Raw genomic sequence first — 21,047 nt, forward strand, 5'->3', positions numbered from 1 at the left:
TAGGTATGAACTTGAACTCTTTTGAAACATGAAACTTGTTCTGGAAACAAAAAACATAAACAAACACTTTTACAAGCCCAAGGATTTTCATGTGCTGAAGGATATTTCTTTTGGAATCAAAGAAGGGGAGTTTGCATCTATAATGGGGAAATCCGGTTGTGGGAAATCTACTTTACTTTACATTCTTTCCACTATGGATACGGACTATACGGGAGACTTGTATCTAAACGATCAATTGATAACCGGAAAACCCCATGAAGAACTTTCTCGGATCCGTAATAAGAATATCGGGTTCGTGTTCCAGTTCCATTACCTCTTGACGGAATTTAGCGTACTTGAAAACGTGATGTTACCCGCCAAAAAATTGGCCGAGAAGTCACAAGCAGAAATCGAACATGATGCCCATGAGAAATTGAAAATGCTGCATATAGAACATTTGACCGAACAACGCGCATCAAGAATTTCTGGGGGAGAAAAACAACGGGTAGCGATTGCCCGTGCTTTGATCAACAATCCCACCATCTTGATGGGCGACGAACCTACAGGGAATTTGGACAGTCAAAACTCCGAAAACGTCTTCAATATCTTTAAACGCCTTACCGAAGAGCAACGGCTTTCGCTCTTGGTCGTAACCCATGACGAAGATTTTGCCAAGCGTACAGATCGTATTATCGAAATGGAGGATGGGCGAATAGTAAATTAAATTACTTTGGCCCTATTGATTTCAGTTTACATAGTATGATCGATATCATATTCATTACAAAGCAAACAGCCTATTTTAGCCATCGCTTTATTAAGCTACGCCAGATGCTCTACACCATTTTTTTCATCATTTATGTGGTCATTGCCCTTGCCATCGTAATCAGTCTTTTGGTCAACGGGGTACGCCCTTCAAAGACCTTAGCATGGCTCTTGGCTATATTTACGATTCCCGTTGGGGGAATCTTGTTATACCTAATGGTGGGCAGAAATCGCAGAAAGAAACGGTGGGAGCGATTGTCTAAAGAGATCGTTCGGACGGACGGCGGGACTGTTATTCCAGAAACCCCTAAAATTAATGAAAAACATAAGAAACTAATTCGCTTAATCCAGCAGAACAGTGGTTTTAATCCTTCTGAAAATAATGAAGTGGTGTATCTAAAGGATGGCAAAACGACCTTCAAGACTATTTTCAGCACATTGGAAACCGCTACGGACTACATTCACCTGCAATATTACATATTCGAGGAAGGCGAATTGGCCGATAAACTATTGGAACTGTTCAGGACAAAGATGCTACAGGGTGTTAAAATACGTTTGATCTACGATGGTATCGGAAGCTTTTCGTTGAGCAGACCCTATCTTAAAAAATTGAAGCAAATCGGGGTCGAGGTCTTTCCGTTTTTGCCCTTTAGTTTCGGGCGGTTTTTGGTATCCCTCAACTATCGAAACCATCGGAAAATCATCGTAGTCGATGGCGTTACGGCATTTACCGGCGGCATCAACGTATCGGACAAATACCTGAAAGACGATACAATTTTGGGAAAATGGCACGATATGCACCTTAAAATCCAAGGTCCGGCGGTGGATGAACTGAACCAAGTCTTTCTAGTGGATTGGCAGTTGGTAAGCGGGCAAGAAATCCGGCCCTCTCGAAAAACAGCATCTTTTGTAGGTGGAGAATCTACGGTTCAAATTGTTTCTAGCGGGCCTGATGATGATTTTCCGGCCATCGAACAGGTCTATTTTTCGATCATCAATTCGGCGGAGCGCTATTTGTATATCACCAACCCCTATATCATTCCCGGGCAATCCATTCTTACCGCACTGGAAACGGCCGCCCTCAGCGGGGTCGATGTGCGTTTGTTGATCTCTGAAAAGAACGATAGCCGATTAGTCAACTGGAGCGTGCGTTCCTATTTTGAACCCTTGCTCAGGGCCGGGATCAAGGTATATCTTTTCCCAGATGGATTTCTGCACAGTAAAATTATGCTTAGCGATGATGCCATCGCATCGGTAGGTACCGCGAATATCGATGTACGCAGTTTTGAACAAAACTATGAGGTCAACGCGATCATCTATGACCCAAAAGTCGTTACAGCGTTAAAGGAAGATTTTTTACAGGATAGCCAGGGTAGCCGTCAACTTACCTACCAAGAACATCAAAAACGGTCATGGCCCGATAAATTAAAGGAAGGGTTTGCCAAGGTTTTTAGTCCGATATTATGATGTTCAAATCTCGTCCTTTTGTTGGTTACCCTATTTCAAAACAGTCCCTAAAAAATCATATCGATAAATGTACTCGAGGGGACTTTCATCCAAAATGATTTAAATCATCCCAAAAAGACATTTCATTGTGATATCAGATTACCCACATTAATCATCCAAAATTATTTCTATTAACTGATTTGAATCATTTCGTAAGCATTGTTCGTATCTTAATATTCCTGTTCATAGGGGCATTACCAGTGAAGTATATGGTGGCGGATCTGAGTTGCGCATTCAAAAGGAAATCATTCTGGGCATCGGTGGACGCAAATTACTGAAAGCACTGAACATAGAACCGGGAGTTTGTCACATCAACGAAGGGCACGCCGCATTTCTGGTATTGGAACGAGCCGCTAATTTTATGAAGGCAACAGGAACCTCTTTTGAAGAAGCATTGGCCACTACCCGCGCAGGCAATATATTTACGACCCATACTGCGGTTGGTGCAGGATTCGATCATTTTGACCCTTCACTGATGTGGCGCTTTTTTGGCGCCTACGCCAAAAATGATTTGGGTATTGATTTTAATGACTTCCTGGCAATGGGCAGGCAAGATTCGGGGAATGTATCGGAAAATTTCAATATGGCTTTTTCGGCCCTACGTGGAAGTGGTGCCGTGAATGGGGTAAGTCGTTTGCACGGAGAGGTGAGCCGTAGACTTTTTCAGAATATGTTTCCCCGCTGGCCAAAAGATGAAGTACCGGTAGGGTCGGTGACCAATGGGGTACATATGCCAAGCTGGGATTCTGAATCTGCGGATAAAATCTGGACGGATGCCTGTGGAAAAGATCGCTGGCGGGGAGATCTTGAAACCCTGAAATTTGACATTTCAGGGGTGTCCGATACTGAACTATGGCAACTTCGCCAAACTTCCCGTGCAAAACTGGTCGATTATGTAAGGCAAAGATTCGCAAAACATTTAAGGGATACCGCAGAACCTAACGAAGTTGCCGATATCGCATCGAACATCTTTGATCCAAATACATTGACCCTGGGTTTCGCCTGGCATTTTGTCCCCTACAAAAGGCCAAATTCACTCTTGTGCGACACCGAAAGGTTTATTCGATTATTGACCGACCCCGACCCTCCTGTACAACTTGTTATCGCCGGAAAATCACCTCCATTTGATGAATCGGGAAAAGCGCTGATCCGGCAATGGGTACAGTTCATCCAACAACATATTCTATATCATCACGCAGTCTTTTTTAGTGACTATGATATGCTTTTGAAGGAACCTCTGGTACAAGGTGCAGATGTATGGGTCAACACACCACGACGCCCTCGGGAAGCCTATGGCACCAGTGGTATGAAAGTACTCGTCAATGGGAGCATCAATTTATCCCAATTGGATGGATGTTGGGCGGAGGCCTACAATCCCGAAGTGGGATGGGCCTTGGGCGATACCTATGAGTATGATACTGGTACCAACTGGGATGCCATGGAAGCGGATGCCCTGTACCGCATACTGGAACAAGAAATCGTACCCAAATTTTATAATCGTAACCAAGACGGAATTCCCGAGGAGTGGATTGCAAAAATGCGAAATAGCATGGCCACATTGACACCAATGTTTTCAGCCAAGCGTGCCGTTCGGGAATACACAGAGAAGCATTACCTGCCCGCCGCCGTAAATTATCTAAAAAGAGCCTCAAAAAATGGTAATATAGGGAAGGGAATAGTTAGCTTTAGACACGATTTGAGAAACAAATGGAAGGGTATTCATTTCGGTGAAATTTCGATTGATTGTGTTGAGGGTGGTTTTCAGTATAATATATCGGAATCGCCTAACGGGATCAATCCCCATACAATTTTGGTACAACTTTTTGCAAATGGACAAAATGGAGAACGGGAGTCAACTAAAAGAGCCCATTTATAGGTATCATGCCCACATAAGCACCACCCGATCTGCCAGTGATTATACAGTACGGATTATTCCGAATTACGAAGGTATATCCGTACCCTTAGAAGACAATCTGATACTATGGCAGCGGTAAAGGTATTGGAATTTCCCGTTTTTAGGACAAACAAAAAATCAATACAATTTCACTATTTCAATAAATCATGTATAACTAATTTAAAATAAGATGACAGATTTAACAATTAGCGAGAGTAACAATGTTCTTAGAAACAACTACAAGGGGCACTTAGCCTATATCTCGCAAGGGAGACCTTTTGTAATTCCCACTACCTATTATTTTGACCATGAGGATAATAGCATCATAAGCTATACAAAGGAAGGACATAAAATCGATGCTATGCGAAAAAATCCATCGGTTTCAATGGTGGCGGAACAGGTACAATCGATGATCAATTGGGAGTCCGCCTTAATACACGGTACCTTCGAAGAACTGGAAGGCAGCCTTGCCAAGCAAAAATTGCACCAATTTACCGAAGGCATAAAAGGTATGATCCATAGAAAAGAACACAAAGAGGTTCAGTTTATTAGTGAGTTTTCGAGCAAATTATATACAAAGGGCATTCCCATTGTGTATCGGATCAAAATTCTTGAGATTACGGGGAAACGAAGGGAGGCCTAAAACCGCAATCCGTCCAACCATGGTAATCCGTCTCTACGTAATCAAATGGTTGCCGAAATTGGAACGGCGCATATTCGTGCTGTCGTCGCTGCTGCATGCCTTCAGACAAAAATGTTGAACGGCCAAATGGGGGAAATTCCATCCAGTTCTAACCTTTCTTCAATGCTTCGAACCCCGAAACCACATCAAAAAGCTCCTCGTCTATGCCACTCTGCCGCAATCGGTGGTAGGTATGGCCAATATCGTCAAGTAATTCTTCTATATTCTTTTCTGCACGCTGCATGGCACCCAATCGACTATAGTTCTCACTCGCCAATGACTCGGCACAGGCCTTATAGAGGGTTATAAAAAGGTATTGACTGATCAATCGCCGTATCATTTTCGCACCATCCCCTATGACCTCCGGTATTTTTTGGGTCGGCCATTTTAATTTTAATGCTTCTTGCCGCCATTGCTGGTCCAAGGGCAGTAGCCGATGGCTTTCGGGCCGGTAAGAACCAGCTTCTGCCAAGCGGTTGTGAAAAATATAAAATTCGTTCAGGTATCCACTTTCATGGTTTTCCTCCACCTGCACCAAAATGTTACCGATCAGTGCCGTTATGGCGTTAATGGAATTCGGAAGGTCAAATTGTTGGGTTACCGTCTGCCCAATATCCATCAGCAATAAGGGAATACGTGCGCCAATAGTCCATATTTCAATCTTTCCGGGATATGTGGACAATGATTTTGATACAAATTCCGTTAGGGAATCGTTGAACTGCCCGACAAACCCCAGATCAGATCCAAAAACAATGGCACAAGCCGATTTTTCGGGATTTTTCTTGATGGACTCTTCATCCGTCCATCGTTCGACCCTGACCTCCCTTAAATAAGCAATGATCCCTAGGGTAATATTGGTCTGGTAATCGCCCAAGGAGCCCATGGCCATATCATATTGCCCGATGTTTGCCGCTGCCATGGCCTTCATGGTACGGACGATGGATTTCAGTTCCCCAGCCCCCGTAATCTGTCGGCCTAAACTTTCCAAGGTATCCATTAGGTCTGATCTTTTGGTAACTCGGAAGTTTCCAGAAAACTAGCAAGGGCCTTTTTGGCCGCCTCCAAAATCGGTTGGAGTTCCGCTGTGTCCATTACGGAATCGGAATTTATTTTTTTTAAAGTCTCGGCAGGAAGTTCCGAAACGGTCTTGATCAAGGTCGCTTCTGCGACTTTCATTTTTTCCAAAGGAACGAAATCAAAAAGACCTTCTGTCAAGGCGAGCAATACCACAATCTGTTCCGGAACAGATTGCGGTTGCAGTTCATTTTGTTTGAGGCAGGCCCGGATTCGCTTGCCGTGCTCAATGGTCTTTTTAGTGTCTTCGTCCAAATGGGAACCAAAACGGGCAAAGGTTTCCAGTTCCTCGAACTGCGAAAAGCCGAGTTTCAGATTTCCAGCAAGGGTATGGTAGGCTGGCAACTGTGCCTTTCCGCCAACCCTGGAGACCGATTTGCCCACTTCCACCGCTGGCAGAATACCCAGCTCGAACTGTTTGGGCGAAAGATATACCTGCCCATCGGTAATCGATATCAAATTAGTGGGAATATAGGCCGAAATATTCTGCGCCTCGGTCTCGATAATAGGCAGAGCGGTCAACGATCCACCACCAAGTTCTTCGCTCAAATGGGTAGACCGTTCCAATAGGCGGGAATGGATATAAAAGATATCGCCCGGAAAAGCTTCCCTTCCCGGTGGCCTTCTCAAAAGCAATGATAGTTCCCGATAGGCACGGGCATGATTGGTCAAATCGTCATACACGATCAGTACGTCCTTGCCTTGTTCCATAAAGTATTCTGCGATAGTCGTGGCGGCATAGGGGGCGATGTACTGCAGTCCAGGGGAGTTGTTCCCTTCCGTAACCACGACCACGGTATAGTCCATCGCGCCATTTTCCCTTAGATTGGCGATAACCCGTGCCACCGCAGATGCACGCTGGCCAATGGCGCAATACACGCAAAGTACGTTTTTGTCCTTTTGGTTGATGATGGTATCGACAGCAATGGCGGTCTTGCCCGTTTGGCGGTCGCCCAAGATGAGTTCGCGCTGGCCGCGGCCAATAGGAATCAGCGCATCGATAACCTTGATGCCCGTTTGCAAGGGTACGGTAACCGCGGCACGATCCATTATGGGAGTGGCATTGCGCTCAATGGGCAATCTTTTTTCATGTGCGATGGCGCCTTTGTCGTCCAGAGGTCGGCCCAACGGACCGATGACCCTACCGATCAATGCGTCGCCGACGGGAATATCCATTACGCGGCCCGTACGTTCCACTTCGTCGCCGGCGTTGAGTTCGGAATCCTCGCCCAGTAATACAACTCCTATTTCATCTTCATCGATATTAAAGGCGATACCGTATAACTCCCCGGGGAACTTCAACAATTCTTCGTAACCCACATTCGGTAGGCCGAATACTTTGACCACCCCTTCCGAAACGCTGGTAACCTTCCCGATCTCTTGGGGTACGAAGTCGTACACATGGCTTTCCCTGGCCTTCGCCAATCGGTCGAAGGTACTGTCTAATAAACCTTTATAATCAGATACTGCCATTTTAATTCACTTTCTTTTTAATTTTGGTTTCCTTTGATTTGAGGACGGATATGTTGTTTTCTAAGGATTTTAAATAATCCGAAACATTCCAAGCAAATTTATAGTCATTGGCAATAAGTACGATTCCAGCGATAAGTTCGGCATCCACTTTAAACTGAACTACATGCTTTCCATCGGAAAACTCATTGATGTATTTTTGGATCTCGGTCTGTTGCCCTGACGATAGTTCAAAGGCACTCTGCACCAAAATCGGAGTTTTTGCCGATACTGCGATTGTGAACTTTTTCTTTGAGTCTGCCTCCAGGGTGCTTATCTTTTTTATAAAAAGCTCCACCATTTGCCCCTCCAGATCGGCCGATGAAAGGTCGGACAAGGTCTTTCTCGCTATATCAAGTACTTCCCCCTGAACGCGTTTTGTCATTTCATTGTTTTTGGTCGCACGATCTTCGGTAAAGGCGGTCTCCAGTTTGGTTTTTAGCACATTGGCCTCCGTTCTTGCCTCTTCTTTCAAACGGTCGCCCTCCACCTTGGCATCGGCGGCCGCTTTTTGAAGCATTCCATCCTTTTGTTTATCGAAAGTTTCGTTCTTCCGTTTGAATTCTTCACGTTCGTTTGTAGCCTCCGTCTTTTGCATTTCTGCATCGTTGAGCTGCACCTTTATTTTGTTTTCCCGTTCATCTATGGCGGACAGGATGGGTTTGTAGAGGAAGCGTTTCAGCAACCACATCAACACCAAAAAATTGATGATCTGGGCGATCAGCGTAAACCAATTGATTTTCATTTTAATCTATTTAGCGATAAAATGGTTCCAGAACGGATTGGCAAAGATTAAGATCATGGAAATCACAAAACAGTATATTGCCAATGATTCGAGCATTGCCAGACCCACAAAAAGCGTTCGGGTAATGGTCTGACCCGTATCGGGCTGTTGTGCCATAGCGCTCAGGGCCGTAGAAATGGATTTTCCCTGTCCCAAAGCGGGGATCATACACCCGATTCCTGTAGTTATTCCGGCCATGATGATCGAGACCATTGCTATTAAAGTTGTATTGTCCATGATTATTTGTTTTATGTTGTTGTATTGTTTTTAAAAGTCTTGTTTCTGGTCTAAGTTCTATTCTCTATTTTATATTCTCTTTTTTGACCCGATTCCTCCGTTGCCGCAGCAATATAGACGGTGGCCAAAATGCTAAAAATATAGGCTTGTATAATTCCCGTTATCAATCCCAATATGGTCATCAATACGGGAAAGAACAAGGGGGCGATACTCAATAAAATAGTCACGATAAGACCACCGCTCATAATGTTACCGAACAGACGTACGGCCAAGGCCAAGGTGCGCGATAGTTCGCCGATGATGTTAATGGGCAACATGATAAAGGTCGGCTGCACATAGGTTTTCAGATAGCCCAAAATGCCACTTTCCGCAATGCCGAACAGGGGTACGGCCAAAAAAACAGATACGGCCAAAGCCGCCGTGGTAGAGAGCGAACTGGTGGGCGGCACATAACCCGGAAAAATAATACATAGGTTGGCAAAGGCGATAAAAATAAAAAGCGTGCCTATAAAACCGATGAATTTTTCCGAATGCTTCAGTCCTACCTCCTTGATCTGTTGGTTCATGCCCGTAACGAGCATTTCTAAGATGCATTGCCACCTCGAAATCCTAAGATCCGTACGCAACCTTCGGGTAACTAGTACGGCGGCAAGCACCAAAACCAACATCAAGGCCCAAGTGGTCACCAAGGTCAGGTTGATGGTTACAAAGCCATTTTGCCAGTAAATTGTCTCATCGGGACTCAGGTCCATTTCAGTTCTGATTTTTCAGTTGTAATTCCTTTGCCTCCATGGTTTTGGTTATTCGCAATACCGCAAAACGAGCGATTATAAAACCCAGTAGACAAAAAACCATATTTTTCCAATCGCCACGGCCCATATAATAAAAGCCCAATAACGTCAACCCCACTCGAACGATCAAACTACCCAAAAACCAAAGTGCAGGCCTATTGGATACCAATGCTTTTTTGACCGTGAACCAAAGTCCTCCGAAAAATAAAATCCCTAGTATGGATCCTCCTAACAAAACCAATAGGGTCATTCCCAAATCATTCATTGTTATCTTCTTTATGTTCGTGCATCGCTTTATTTTCCTTTGCTACCCATTGCCATGCGATGGCACAGCCCATGAACAGGCCTGCGACCAAGAGGGTCAACGTCCATGAAAAGGACTGCGGGAATTGCCCATCGAGCCATAGCCCTAACACGGTACCGAGTACGGTTGGCACCGCTACCGACCAGCCCACCATGCCAAAGGTGCCAAGACCGGCCCAAACACTTCTTTTCTCCTCCTTTTGTGCCCTTACCATTTGCCGCTCTTTGTTTCCTACTTCCTTTAGAAATTCCGACTCTTTTTTCTTATTCTTGGGTTCCATATCAGGTTTGACGCAGTTTTTTGATTCCTTGGATAAATTCGGTTTCCAACTTGGCCACCGATTTGCGGGTTTCCCTTTCCTTTTCGTCAAGGTTCTTGAACTCCGTCTCAATGGCCTCGCGAAGTTTTCCAAGATCGGCACCGGCAATTGCGTTGCGAACGGATATCTGTACTTTATTTTCCGTCTTTGTCAGAATACCTTCATCGACCGCTATATAATGAATAGAGCCCTGCTGTGTTTCGTAGGTCAGAATACCGGGTATCAGGGCGGCGATACAATCCAACCGTTGCGGTAAAAATCCATAGGAACCCATGTTCGTATCCACCACTATACGCTGTATCCCTGATATTTTCAGGAACACCTTGAAGGGAAGAAGAATGAATAGTTCCATCATGGTTATCGTTTTCAATTTTGTCTATGCCTCCACCGATTGCTTTTCGGTCTGGACGGTAGCCGTATTCTCTTTATGCTGTTCTTTTTTTGCCTTTTCCAAGACTTCTTCCAAAGTGCCTACCATATAAAAGGCACTTTCGGGCAGATCCTTGAACTCGTCCGAAAGTATGCGTTCACAGCCCTTCAATGCATCTGCCAACCGTACTCCTTTACCCTTTAGGCCACTGAACTGCTCGGTCGTGAAAAAGGGTTGGGTAAAGAAACGTTCCAAGCGTCTTGCCCTGTTGACGATGTTTCGGTCGTTGACGGAAAGCTGTTCCAGGCCCAGCATGGCAATAATATCTTTCAGGTCTTCATACTGCGCCAAGGTTTGCCGAACCTGTTGCAAAATGGAATAATGTCGATCGCCGATGATGCCCGGGGTGGCCATTTTTGAACTGGACTGCAACAAGTCAATCGCGGGAAAAAGTCCCTCGCCGGCCCTTTTGCGCGACAGCGTAATCGATGCCGAAAGATGGGAGAAGGTATGCACCGCAGCGGGATCGGTAAGGTCATCGGCAGGCACATAGACCGCCTGTATGGAGGTAATCGCACCCGTATCGGTATTGGCGATCCGTTCTTCGAGCTTTGAAAGTTCGGTGCCCAAAGTGGGCTGATAGCCCAATCGTGAGGGCATCTGCCCCATGAGGCCCGACACTTCCATTCCTGCCTGTATGAAACGGAAAACATTGTCGATCAAAAGCAATACATCGCGATGTTCGGTATCCCGAAAATATTCCGCCATGGTAAGCGCGGCATGGCCCACCCGAAAACGGGCCCCCGGCGGCTCGTTCATCTGCCCGAACATCATGACCATGTTCTTCAGCACATCGGCTTTTTTCATATCGTGGTAAAGTTCGTGGCCCTCCCGACAGCGTTCGCCGATACCGCAGAACATGCTGATGCCCTGGTGGTACCCCACCATGTTATGGATCATCTCGGTCAATAGCACCGTTTTGCCCACGCCAGCCCCACCGAAAAGTCCTGCGTTGCCACCGTGCTGCAATGGCACCATCACATCGATCGCCTTGATACCCGTTTCGAATATTTCCGATTTGGTAGAACGTCTCGCCAAAGGGGGCGGCAGTTGGTGTATGTTGTTGCGTTGAAGTTTGGGCAAAGGAGTTCCGTGGTCGATGGTATTTCCGAACACATCGAACATACGGCCCATAATTTCATTGCCTACCGGAACGGTCAATTGATCTCCAAACGTTTCGGCCATCATTCCACGCGCCAATCCCTGGGTCGGGGTCAGGGCGATACCGCGCACCCGATGGTCGTCCAATTGTGATAGAACCTCTACAGCAATTTCGTTATTGGAGCCCGTATGGATCAAGGTATTGATGGACGGCAGATCAGTATCGAACCAAATATCGACCACGCTACCGCGTACGGCGACCACTTTACCCAACAAAAGTTTGCTATCTATATCCTTTATGGTACCCGCCATTATGTTTTATTAGGATTTTTAAGAAATAAAAGTATATCCATAATATCTTAAGTAAAATGACCCACGTCATATTGTCAATTTTTATTTCGATATGAAACCGTCGGGATATGTTTAAAATCAGTGGGTCTTTGGTTGGGTTAGTGATACTTAAGCAGCAAACCAAAGTAAATAGCTTCCTTAATTTCATTTTTTCAAATCAAGGCCTGATAAAAAATATAGGTCCAATACTTTTAATGACGACGCAATTCTTTTCCCCTAACTGATCTACATCATTGTAAAAAACATTTAAACACGGAAATTTTGTCCTTCTAATTCTTAAAAAGACGAAAATGATAAACTACATAAAACACTTCAATGAAATAGACATAAACGATGTACCACTAGTGGGCGGTAAGAACGCCTCGTTGGGCGAAATGTTCCAAAAGTTGACACTGAAGGGCGTACAGGTGCCGGACGGATTTGCCACTACCTCTGAAGGCTATTGGTATTTTTTGGAAAAGGCAAAAATCAAGGATAAACTTTTCAAGACGCTAGCCGAACTTGATACCAAAGATTTTTCAAATCTGCGGGACATAGGCACCAAGGCACGGGAGCTTTTTCTTAACGCCACTTTTCCATCAGCCATCAAAAATTCCGTTGAGGCAGGTTATGATGCGCTAGCTAAAAAATACAAGGGCGAACTCTCGCTCGCCGTGCGTAGTAGCGCCACCGCCGAAGACTTGCCCAACGCCAGTTTTGCGGGGCAGCAAGAGACGTATCTGAACGTAAAGGGCAAAAACGGACTGATCGAGGCCTGTCAAAAGTGCTATGCCTCGTTGTTCACGGATCGCGCCATAAAATATCGTGAAGACAATGGTTTCGACCATACCCAAGTCGCGCTTTCGATCGGGGTGCAGTTGATGGTTCGCTCAGATCTGGCGGCCTCTGGTGTGAACTTTACCTTGGACCCCGATACGGGTTTCGACCAAGTGGTTTTAGTGTCGAGCATTTGGGGATTGGGCGAAAATATCGTGCAGGGCAGCATCAATCCCGATGAATATTTTGTCTTTAAGCCAAGCCTGAAAAACGGCATCCGGCAACCGATTATTTCACGTCAACTGGGCAGTAAGGAGAAGACCATGGTCTACGATACTTCCGGAAGCGGTATTGTAAACTTGGACACTTCCCCAGAAAAACAGGAACAATTTGTGTTAAGTGATGCTGAAGTGATCAAACTAGCCCAATGGTCATTGATCATCGAAGACCATTACAAACGTCCGATGGACATTGAATGGGCCAAGGACGGGCAAACCAACGAACTTTTTATCGTACAGGCGCGGCCCGAAACCGTGCAAAGTGCCATTAAAAACAAACTAAAGATCAACACCTATACCTTATTGGAAAAAGGCAGCGAACTGACACGCGGCATGGGCCTCGGCAACAAAATATCGGCTGGAAAAGCGAGGATCTTGCACAGTCCCAAACAATCCGACAAATTGCAAAAGGGGGAAATTCTGGTTACGGAACGCACCGATCCCGATTGGGACCCGATTCTTAAAAAAGCGGCTGGCATCATTACCGATCAGGGCGGGCGCACAAGCCATGCCGCCATCGTTGCCCGAGAAGTGGGCGCAGCGGCCATTGTGGGCAGTTTGAACGCGACGAAGGTCATTAGAGACGGACAGGAAATTACCATATCGTGCGCCGAAGGCGATACGGGCATCGTTTATGATGGCCGTTTGAAATGGGAGGAAAAAGAAGTCGACATTTCGTCCTTGGGAACACCAAAGACCCAACCCATGCTGATCTTGGCCGATCCCGATCAGGCCTTTAAGTTTTCGTTCTACCCTACGGCGGGTGTGGGCTTGATGCGCTTGGAGTTCGTAATCAATACCTCCATACAGATCCATCCGATGGCGTTGAAGCATTTTGACCGATTGAAGGATGCATCCGTCAAGGAAAAAATCGAAAAAATGACGCACCATTATCCCGACAAGGCAGATTATTTTGTACATAAATTGGCAGAAGGCATTGCGACCATTGCTGCGGCCTTTTATCCAAAGGATGTCATCGTTCGCACCAGCGATTTTAAATCCAACGAATATGCCAACTTGATCGGTGGTACGGAATTCGAGCCCGAAGAATCGAACCCCATGATCGGGTTCAGGGGTGCATCGCGCTACTACCACCCCAAGTACCAAGAAGCCTTTGAACTGGAATGCAGGGCGATGAAAATGGTGCGCGAGGATATGGGACTAGATAACGTAAAGATTATGATCCCATTTTGCCGCACCTTAAAAGAGGCACAAAAAGTAATCGAGGTCATGTCTAAAAATGGACTCAAACGTGGCGAAAACGGATTAGAACTGTACATGATGACCGAGATACCCAACAATGTAATCTTGGCAGCGGAATTCGCCGAATTCTTCGATGGCTTTTCCATCGGCTCCAACGACTTGACCCAATTAACGTTGGGAGTAGATCGGGATTCTGAACTGTTGAGCGACATCTTCGACATCAACGATCCAGGGGTCAAAAAAATGATAGCCATGGTCATTGCATCCGCAAAAAAAACACACACCAAGATCGGGCTTTGCGGACAGGCACCAAGCGATTATCCCGAATTTGCACAGTTTCTGGTCGAAAAGGGCATCAACAGTATCTCATTTAACCCGGATGCGTTGATTATGGGTATTGAGAACATCAACAAGGCGGAAGATAGTACCGTGGAATTTGGTATGGCAGAGAGTAGCAATTAAAAATACATAAAATGAACATAGCCATATTCAATATCCACAATTGGGAAAAAAAGTATCTAGAAAATACCGATGATGGCAAAAACACTCAGAAAATATTGAACACCTATATGGCTTTGGATACAAGCCTTTTTGACCAATACGGCACTAGAAAACATAGCCAAGACCACTTTTGAAAATCTAGATCGATTTGATAAAGGCGCGACTTGCGCAAATGAAATCATGTCAAATTCATTTTAAGGAATGTTATTTCAAAGATGATAGCAGTAAAATTTTAAAAATTGATAAAACATAATGCTCATGATAGAACAACTAGAAAAATTCAAAAAAAATGTGTTGGCCATTGAGGTAATCGATGGTTTTTCGGAAACCGATGAAAAGCTCTGCCAAAAGTTCTTTGAAGAAAAGATCGAAGAGGGATTCGAGCAAATCAACCTTTTGGTCAAGCTGGATGAAATGAAAATTTCAAAAAGCAGTTCAAAAGCATTTTTTGAAGATACGTTATGGACTCTTAGAAATTATAAGAAATTAGGACACCTGGCCATTGTCGCTCATTCCAATATTTTGAAAGCATTGGTCCCCATAGACAATCTTTTCTTTGCAAGGGCAAGTAAGGGAAGACAGGAACGCTATTTTGACGTTGCACAAATGGAGGAAGCCATGGCCTTTGTAAATCCTGACCATAAAGAATGAAACTTTCCGTCAACAACATGAAAATAAATGAAATGGGGATGTCCCGCACATTGAAGTACCCACCGGAACTCCCTTTATCTATGAATTTGACGATACCCTTAAATTTTTAAGAAAACAAAAATTAAAAAAGAACAATCGAAAAGATAATCTGAAAAATGCTCATCTGCAAAAAAGAAGACGAGGATAGGTTATATCAATGGATTAAAAAAAATACTGTTAAAAAAACGAAAAAAAACCCCAAACTGACGTAGGTCATTTTGAACAACGGTACGCTACCTTATCTTAGCGATATAATTGAAAGAAAAATAGTTATTTGATAAAATAAGTAGTTTGGTTTATTGTTGCGTGGGAAAACAAGAAGCCAAAGTTAAAGAAGAGGTTACGTACACCCGTTAAACCTTTTGAGTCAAGAACGAGTTTAGCGATAAATTCAAGTAAGGTCCAGTATAAGAGGTCATTGGGGCGAATAACATCTTCTAGGAATCCGGGGTATTTCGGTATCCCGGATTCTTTTAAAAAATTAATCCATTGCCGAAAGGCCGGGGATTATGATGAAGAGCTTTAAGCACTTCATGGGCAACAGGAGACTTCGGTTTCCTGTTTCTTTTTAAAATAAGGCTTCTAAGCAGCAATGCCATAGCGGCCATAAAGTGGTATTCTAAGTATCTCCTTGGTCTTCACTCCAAATGAATTCCGTAACTTAGTATGTTTCCGCATCGAATGGCAAATTAGGGGAAGAACGATAGAATAACCAAAGGACTGGAATATTTCGGTATTCCCGTCCTTTTCTAAAGCATAGTAAGGAAAGGTTTTTATGGTCTCAAAACGATAAAAACCTAGACTAGAAGGGTTTGCATTAGTTTTTAACAAGATCGCCTCCCGTTTCTATTTTTAGCGTCCCATAATCTCTCCCAAGGAGGAGTATTTTAATCATATAATATAAAAACAACAAAATGGACTACTATTTCAGCAAGACCCTTACCGATACCACTTTTGACGATGCAATCGAAAGAACCACAGAAGCCCTTAAAAAAGAGGACTTTGGCATATTGACCGAAATTGACATCAAAAGTACCTTGAAGAAAAAACTGGATGTCGATTTCCCGAATTATAGGATTTTAGGAGCCTGCAATCCGCCATTCGCTTACAAAGCATTACAGGTCGAGGATAAGATCGGCACCATGCTGCCCTGCAACGTTATTGTACGTGAAGCCAAAAATGGAGCTATCGAAGTGGCGGCAGTAGATCCCGTGGCTTCTATGATGGGCGTCGAAAACGAAGCTCTTGCCGGAATAGCGGATGAAGTACGGAACAAGTTGAAAAGGGCTGTGGAAAGCCTTTAGAGTTTCCGAAAACGTATAAAAAGATTAACTTGAAGTACAACCCTTGAACAATAGAACGCCATTTCGTATGCCATGCAGTTTCTCAAGAACGAAATGGGCAATAAGGAAAGCAGCGGCTTGGGGTCATTTACAAATCTATGGAAGCCTATTCCAATCAGGGACTGGACAAAGTGCTTGACTATCTCAAACATCACCATACAAACAATTGGCATACGTTCGATAAAATTTCTCAAACCGATAATTTGGTATCGGCCATTAAAGAAATGGTTTCGCCAGGGCACAAGAAGCTGACATGCTCGCACTAATCCATTACGAACATACCTTTAGGGAAAAACTGACCCTTGAACCCGTGGTCAAGAAAGTCGCCTTTCATAGCCAGGCTCCGTTGTTGGTTCTTCCTGAACCATCCTAAAAAACAATCCAAACCATCGACATCCGCATCGCATAACGCTCGGGCATTTAAATGGGTAGAATGTTGGGGCATTTTTATAGCCTAGACACAAGATAGGCCGGTTTCTATTTTATCATCTGGGTATCCCACCTTTTTGAGGTATTCCCCCGCTCTAGATTTACGGATATACTCATGGCCATCGTACTTTTTTTTTAAAACCCGAAATCATGAAACCATGCGGCAATCAAAATGGGTTCTTTTTCTTCTTACGGGAACTTTCATAATTGCAAATGACCTTGTCATTGAAGACCACTTCCTTTATATGTTCGATGTTGTGGAATGGAAGCTGCGAACACTTGCTCGTCAATAGCAATTTCGTACAGTATTCGTCTATTTAAGGCAGTAGTTAGGTTGTCATAATAGATGAAATTTTAATACTCGTCAACTTTTTTGAAGTTATGCATGGAATCAAGGACAATTATAACTCGGCACTAAAATGAAAAATTTCATGGTTGCCTTCGTTAAAGCTTAACAGTGGCACTTTGCCATAGGTTTCCATTTTTTTGACCTTATCGGCATGGTACCATTTTTTTAGAAAACCGCTCTTTTTACGTTCGAGCATCACTACAAGGTCGGCCCCTACATCGCCCAGATAGGTCCTGAGCGCCTCGAATATATTCTCTGACAACAGCAGTTGGAATTCCAAGGGGCCATAATCGACTTTTTCCAGTAGGGCATCCTTGAACCACTCCATCTGTGTTTCACCCGAATATGCCTTTTTTGTCGAGATATGTACCATTTTTATTTCGGCCTCGAAACGCTCGGCGAATTCGCTCAATTTTTTGATAGCATATACATCCTCTTCCTCAAAATCGGTCGCGTAGACGATGGTCTTGAAGGGTTTATAATTGGCCTCTGTAGGAATCGTCATAATCGGGCAAGGGGCTTTTTCGATCAACTGTTTGGCAGTACTGCCCATGAAAATTTCCTTCAAGACACTTTCGCCCTTTGTGCCCACCACGATTATTTGAGCGTGCCACTCGCTGGCGACCCCGATAACACCGTCAACAATCGACATATTCTCTATGGGTACAATCTGTATGTTCGTCTTTTTCCGATCCTCGCCTAAATATTCCTTACAGAATTCTTCCAATCGGGTACGATTGGCCTTTAAAGCATTTTTTCGGAGTTCTGGGTCATCTAGAACCACGCTTTCGGTAACCATGCCATAACCAAAAACATGCGTGACCACCAAAAGGGAATCCATTGTCTTACTAAATTTTTGGGCATACTTCAATGCAGCCACGGAATTCTTGGAATAATCAGTGGCATAGAGGATTGTTTTCATGACTCACTTCTTTATCGATATGAAACCAAAATTAGCGACCGATCAAAAGATATAAAATGACCTTGGTCATTCAACTGTTTTCCGTCTAATATCCATACTGATTTTGGTAACTTTACAAAAGTTCATATAAGCATAAGCCGCCCCAATTCATTTTCATGAAAGCCCCAGAAGCAAATACACAAATTCAGCAGGAACTCGTAAACAGTATCGTACATGGCTTTGGAATTATTTTCGGCATCGTCAGTATTCCTATTCTGATAGCCTTTTCCATAAAAAGCGATAATACACCGGGGGTTATCGGGGCAGCTATATATGGGTTTTGTTTTTTGCAACTTTTTACTTTTTCTACCCTCTACCACGGGTTTCAGCACGCCCATGCAAAACGCATATTCGAAATTCTTGACCACATCAGTATTTATTTCTTGATCTCCGGAACCTACACTCCGTTTTTATTGATTTATATGGACAATGCTTTTGGCATTACTTTGTTATCCGTATTGTGGGGCCTGACCGCATTGGGAATTATTTTTAAGATTTTTTTTACCGGCAAATGGAAGGTTATATCGACGCTCCTTTACATAGCCATGGGATGCATTATGCTAGTAGGCGGACGTACTTTCTTTGAAACTATTCCCACTGCGGTATTGACCATGATCCTTATTGGGGGTGCACTTTACCTTTTGGGCGTTATCTTCTACCTGTGGGAAAAATATACGTACAACCATGCTGTCTGGCATTTTTTCGTACTGGCCGCCGCTATTTGTCATTACGTTGCCATTTTATTGGCAGTGTGAAAGGTGGTTATTTTTTGACCTGAAAAAAATTGATTTCGTTACCTTGGGAATTTGGGTCTTGTTAGGCATTGTCTTTGGCTATTATCAAGCTAGAAAAACGGCGAAGTCGAATCTGATATCATGTCTCAATCCATTTATTTACTTCCACATGGTCTTGATAGGTTTCCGAGAAGCCAGCATCATGAAAACAAGTTGCTATGTCTATAAATTCTGCTTCTTTTGGATGAATACCGACGGCATCAGAAATTAATAGGACGTTGTCAACCACCTCTTGGGTATGTGCAAGAGTAAGAAAGGGTAGGTTCTTGCATTTTTTATCACGAAGTATATCGGAACAATACTTCGCAATGCTTTTAATCGTTAGGGCGGCCATTGTTCGAATCTAATTGAATGACATTATCATCGTTTCTGATTTCAATATGGGTTATTTCGCCTCCACTTGTACCAACATATTTTGAAATGACTATACAACTCAAAGATAGTATCAGAACCAACCCAAAACCGTATTTTACCAATGGGGATTTTTTGAATTGGAAAAATAGGGTCAGCAGCGAAGCACCACCTAAAATCAACATCATTGTAAAAAAGAGTTCCGCATACTCTTCATGTTCATGGATTAAGGTTTCGCTGACTCCGGGTAAATTCTCGACTATATCTTCAGCTCCCTCTCCGGTATAAAAAGCTGCGATAGCGGCCAAGGCACTAAAAATAAAAATACCTAGTGCCGTTGTCTTTACTTGAGGGTTCTTTATGATATAACCAGACAGTAATACCAGAAACCCAACCAACACACCCACAATGGGAAGATGGTTAACTACTAAATGAAAATGTGCGTCGTTCATCCTATTGTTTTTACATTACTTTGTTTACATTAAATATTTTTGGACCATGGTTTACTCCGTGATTAGATTAAATGCTCCTCGGGTCAAAAATTCCGTGTTTGGTTCAAAATCGGCTGCATTAAGTATTTGGGTAAATCCATTGTTCGTAGTACCTACTTGGACCAGCACCCTTTTGAAATTTTGATTTTCTTCTTTGACAAGAACAAAATAGTCATTGTCAATATTGGCAATAGCCTCCGTCGGTAGTGCGGGATGTTCCGACGAAGTGGTCAGGATCTCTCCTACAATATACATTCCCGGGGCGAACAGTTTAGCTTCTTCCTCATTCACTAAATCCCCGTGAATATCTATGGTTCTATCTTGAGTGTTTATAGATTTGTTGACCAAATGAACAACACCTTTATATACTTTCTCTGTGTCGTTCTGCAATCTGATATTGATTTGCTGACCCACTTTGACCATAGGAAGGTCTTTTTCGAAAATCTTCAATTCAATGTGCAGGTCATCGGTGTTGGTTACGATTACCGCAACGTCCGAAGGGTTTAGGTACATTCCTTTATTTGCATTTATGGTAGTCGCATAGCCCGATAACGGCGAAGGAACACTAATGACCGACCGAATGTTTTCTCCAGTAAGGGTATTCGGATTAATGTTCATAAGGCTCAACTTCTTTTTCAAGGATTGATATTGTACCAAGGTCACCGTATATTCCGATTCTGCTTTTAAAAAAATCTTTTTGGAGGTTACATTATCCGCTACCAACTCTTTTTGACGGTCATAATCGGATTTCAGATAGCGCAAACGTCCTTTGGCTTCCAAGAAATCTTGTTGTACTTGAATATATTCGGGATTTTCAATGGTAAACAAAACCTGACCCTTTTTAACCGCATGCCCTGGTAAGAGGGTTATGTCCTTTACATACCCTGCGTAATAAGTACTTACATCGGCATGGTTTTGAGGAGGCACTGCGAACATACCGTTAGCCTTTACTATGGTATTAAACTCGTGCATGGAAAGTTTGCCCATTTCCATTTCACCCGAAGTGAACTGGTTCTCGGTTATGGTAACTACCTCTTTGTCATCATTCCCCATAGCACCTGGACTGACAACTTCAGATTGATCCTTTGAATTACAGGAAGCCAATGCTATTGTTACGAGAACGAGAAGGCCTTTAAAGCTATGAAGATCGGTAATATTGTAATTTGTCTTTTTCATTA

General features: G+C 43.7%; 23 protein-coding genes. 9 read left to right on the top strand and 14 right to left on the bottom strand.

Translation table 11 applies throughout. The features are described 5' to 3' along the window. Nucleotides 1–28: 28 nt before the first annotated feature. The 4 genes from BLT07_RS10430 (at nt 29) to BLT07_RS10445 (ending at nt 4,784) form a co-directional block, all read left to right on the top strand. Nucleotides 29–703, top strand: coding sequence for an ABC transporter ATP-binding protein (locus BLT07_RS10430; RefSeq protein ID WP_091868445.1), 675 nt, complete (start codon nt 29–31; stop codon nt 701–703). Nucleotides 704–738: 35 nt separating this feature from the next. Then, entirely contained in the window at nt 739–2,208 is a 1,470-nt protein-coding gene (cls, locus tag BLT07_RS10435; protein ID WP_245726508.1) for a cardiolipin synthase, read from the top strand. A gap of 214 nt (nt 2,209–2,422) precedes the next feature. Next, nucleotides 2,423–4,123, top strand: coding sequence for an alpha-glucan family phosphorylase (glgP, locus tag BLT07_RS10440; protein WP_217633316.1), 1,701 nt, complete (start codon nt 2,423–2,425; stop codon nt 4,121–4,123). 208 nt (nt 4,124–4,331) lie between these two features. Beyond that, entirely contained in the window at nt 4,332–4,784 is a 453-nt protein-coding gene (locus tag BLT07_RS10445) for a pyridoxamine 5'-phosphate oxidase family protein (protein WP_091868447.1), read from the top strand. 148 nt (nt 4,785–4,932) lie between these two features. On the opposite strand, the gene BLT07_RS10450 is transcribed toward BLT07_RS10445, so the two are convergent. Genes BLT07_RS10450 through atpD form a run of 9 tightly spaced genes read right to left on the bottom strand, consistent with a single transcriptional unit; the run spans nt 4,933 to nt 11,684 of the window. After that, nucleotides 4,933–5,820: a F0F1 ATP synthase subunit gamma gene (locus BLT07_RS10450; protein ID WP_091868449.1), complete on the bottom strand. Its 888-nt coding sequence runs from the start codon at nt 5,818–5,820 to the stop codon at nt 4,933–4,935. Further along, entirely contained in the window at nt 5,820–7,370 is a 1,551-nt protein-coding gene (locus tag BLT07_RS10455) for an alternate F1F0 ATPase, F1 subunit alpha (protein WP_091868451.1), read from the bottom strand. Before BLT07_RS10455 ends, BLT07_RS10450 begins: the two co-directional genes overlap by 1 nt. A gap of 1 nt (nt 7,371) precedes the next feature. Then, nucleotides 7,372–8,151, bottom strand: a complete 780-nt coding sequence (locus BLT07_RS10460) for a F0F1 ATP synthase subunit delta (RefSeq protein ID WP_091868453.1) — start codon at nt 8,149–8,151, stop codon at nt 7,372–7,374. 6 nt (nt 8,152–8,157) lie between these two features. After that, nucleotides 8,158–8,427, bottom strand: a complete 270-nt coding sequence (locus BLT07_RS10465; protein WP_091868454.1) for a F0F1 ATP synthase subunit C — start codon at nt 8,425–8,427, stop codon at nt 8,158–8,160. A 50-nt stretch (nt 8,428–8,477) separates the two neighbouring features. Beyond that, nucleotides 8,478–9,179, bottom strand: coding sequence for a F0F1 ATP synthase subunit A (locus BLT07_RS10470; RefSeq protein WP_091868456.1), 702 nt, complete (start codon nt 9,177–9,179; stop codon nt 8,478–8,480). Nucleotide 9,180: 1 nt separating this feature from the next. Further along, a complete protein-coding gene (locus BLT07_RS10475) occupies nt 9,181–9,483 on the bottom strand; it encodes an ATP synthase subunit I (RefSeq protein WP_091868458.1) in 303 nt (100 codons plus the stop codon). Further along, a complete protein-coding gene (locus BLT07_RS10480) occupies nt 9,476–9,802 on the bottom strand; it encodes an AtpZ/AtpI family protein (protein ID WP_091868460.1) in 327 nt (108 codons plus the stop codon). The genes BLT07_RS10475 and BLT07_RS10480 overlap by 8 nt, the downstream gene beginning before the upstream one ends. A gap of 1 nt (nt 9,803) precedes the next feature. Beyond that, entirely contained in the window at nt 9,804–10,196 is a 393-nt protein-coding gene (locus tag BLT07_RS10485) for a F0F1 ATP synthase subunit epsilon (protein WP_245726510.1), read from the bottom strand. Between the two features lie 21 nt (nt 10,197–10,217). Further along, on the bottom strand, nt 10,218–11,684 hold the full coding sequence (atpD, locus tag BLT07_RS10490) for a F0F1 ATP synthase subunit beta (RefSeq protein ID WP_091868462.1): 1,467 nt from the start codon (nt 11,682–11,684) through the stop codon (nt 10,218–10,220). A 329-nt stretch (nt 11,685–12,013) separates the two neighbouring features. Between atpD and ppsA the strand changes: the two genes are divergently transcribed. From ppsA to BLT07_RS10505, 4 genes are all read left to right on the top strand, one after another. Next, nucleotides 12,014–14,422, top strand: coding sequence for a phosphoenolpyruvate synthase (gene ppsA / locus BLT07_RS10495; protein ID WP_091868464.1), 2,409 nt, complete (start codon nt 12,014–12,016; stop codon nt 14,420–14,422). A gap of 11 nt (nt 14,423–14,433) precedes the next feature. After that, nucleotides 14,434–14,595: a hypothetical protein gene (locus tag BLT07_RS21010; RefSeq protein WP_175455316.1), complete on the top strand. Its 162-nt coding sequence runs from the start codon at nt 14,434–14,436 to the stop codon at nt 14,593–14,595. A gap of 124 nt (nt 14,596–14,719) precedes the next feature. Next, complete coding sequence (locus BLT07_RS10500) at nt 14,720–15,112, top strand: SpoIIAA family protein (protein ID WP_091868967.1); 393 nt, start codon at nt 14,720–14,722, stop codon at nt 15,110–15,112. A 953-nt stretch (nt 15,113–16,065) separates the two neighbouring features. Then, nucleotides 16,066–16,455, top strand: a complete 390-nt coding sequence (locus BLT07_RS10505) for a DUF302 domain-containing protein (RefSeq protein ID WP_091868466.1) — start codon at nt 16,066–16,068, stop codon at nt 16,453–16,455. Between the two features lie 301 nt (nt 16,456–16,756). Here the strand turns inward: BLT07_RS10505 and BLT07_RS10510 are convergent, their stop codons facing one another. Continuing rightward, a complete protein-coding gene (locus BLT07_RS10510) occupies nt 16,757–16,939 on the bottom strand; it encodes a hypothetical protein (RefSeq protein ID WP_091868468.1) in 183 nt (60 codons plus the stop codon). A gap of 385 nt (nt 16,940–17,324) precedes the next feature. Beyond that, nucleotides 17,325–18,194: a universal stress protein gene (locus tag BLT07_RS10515; protein WP_091868469.1), complete on the bottom strand. Its 870-nt coding sequence runs from the start codon at nt 18,192–18,194 to the stop codon at nt 17,325–17,327. Between the two features lie 155 nt (nt 18,195–18,349). On the opposite strand from BLT07_RS10515, the gene trhA reads away from it, so the two are divergent. Beyond that, nucleotides 18,350–18,988 (top strand): PAQR family membrane homeostasis protein TrhA, encoded by a 639-nt coding sequence (trhA, locus tag BLT07_RS10520; protein ID WP_091868470.1) that lies wholly within the window; start codon nt 18,350–18,352, stop codon nt 18,986–18,988. Nucleotides 18,989–19,106: 118 nt separating this feature from the next. On the opposite strand, the gene BLT07_RS10525 is transcribed toward trhA, so the two are convergent. The 3 genes from BLT07_RS10525 to BLT07_RS10535 are packed head-to-tail and all read right to left on the bottom strand — an operon-like array spanning nt 19,107 to nt 21,045. Beyond that, the gene (locus BLT07_RS10525) at nt 19,107–19,361 is read right to left on the bottom strand and encodes a hypothetical protein (protein ID WP_091868472.1); all 255 of its coding nucleotides are present in this window, start codon (nt 19,359–19,361) and stop codon (nt 19,107–19,109) included. Beyond that, nucleotides 19,342–19,830, bottom strand: a complete 489-nt coding sequence (locus tag BLT07_RS10530) for a hypothetical protein (protein ID WP_091868476.1) — start codon at nt 19,828–19,830, stop codon at nt 19,342–19,344. Before BLT07_RS10530 ends, BLT07_RS10525 begins: the two co-directional genes overlap by 20 nt. A 51-nt stretch (nt 19,831–19,881) precedes the next feature. Next, a complete protein-coding gene (locus tag BLT07_RS10535) occupies nt 19,882–21,045 on the bottom strand; it encodes an efflux RND transporter periplasmic adaptor subunit (RefSeq protein ID WP_091868478.1) in 1,164 nt (387 codons plus the stop codon). Between the last annotated feature and the right edge of the window lie 2 nt (nt 21,046–21,047).

It is taken from the genome of Pricia antarctica (assembly GCF_900101815.1).
GTDB lineage: Bacteria > Bacteroidota > Bacteroidia > Flavobacteriales > Flavobacteriaceae > Pricia > Pricia antarctica.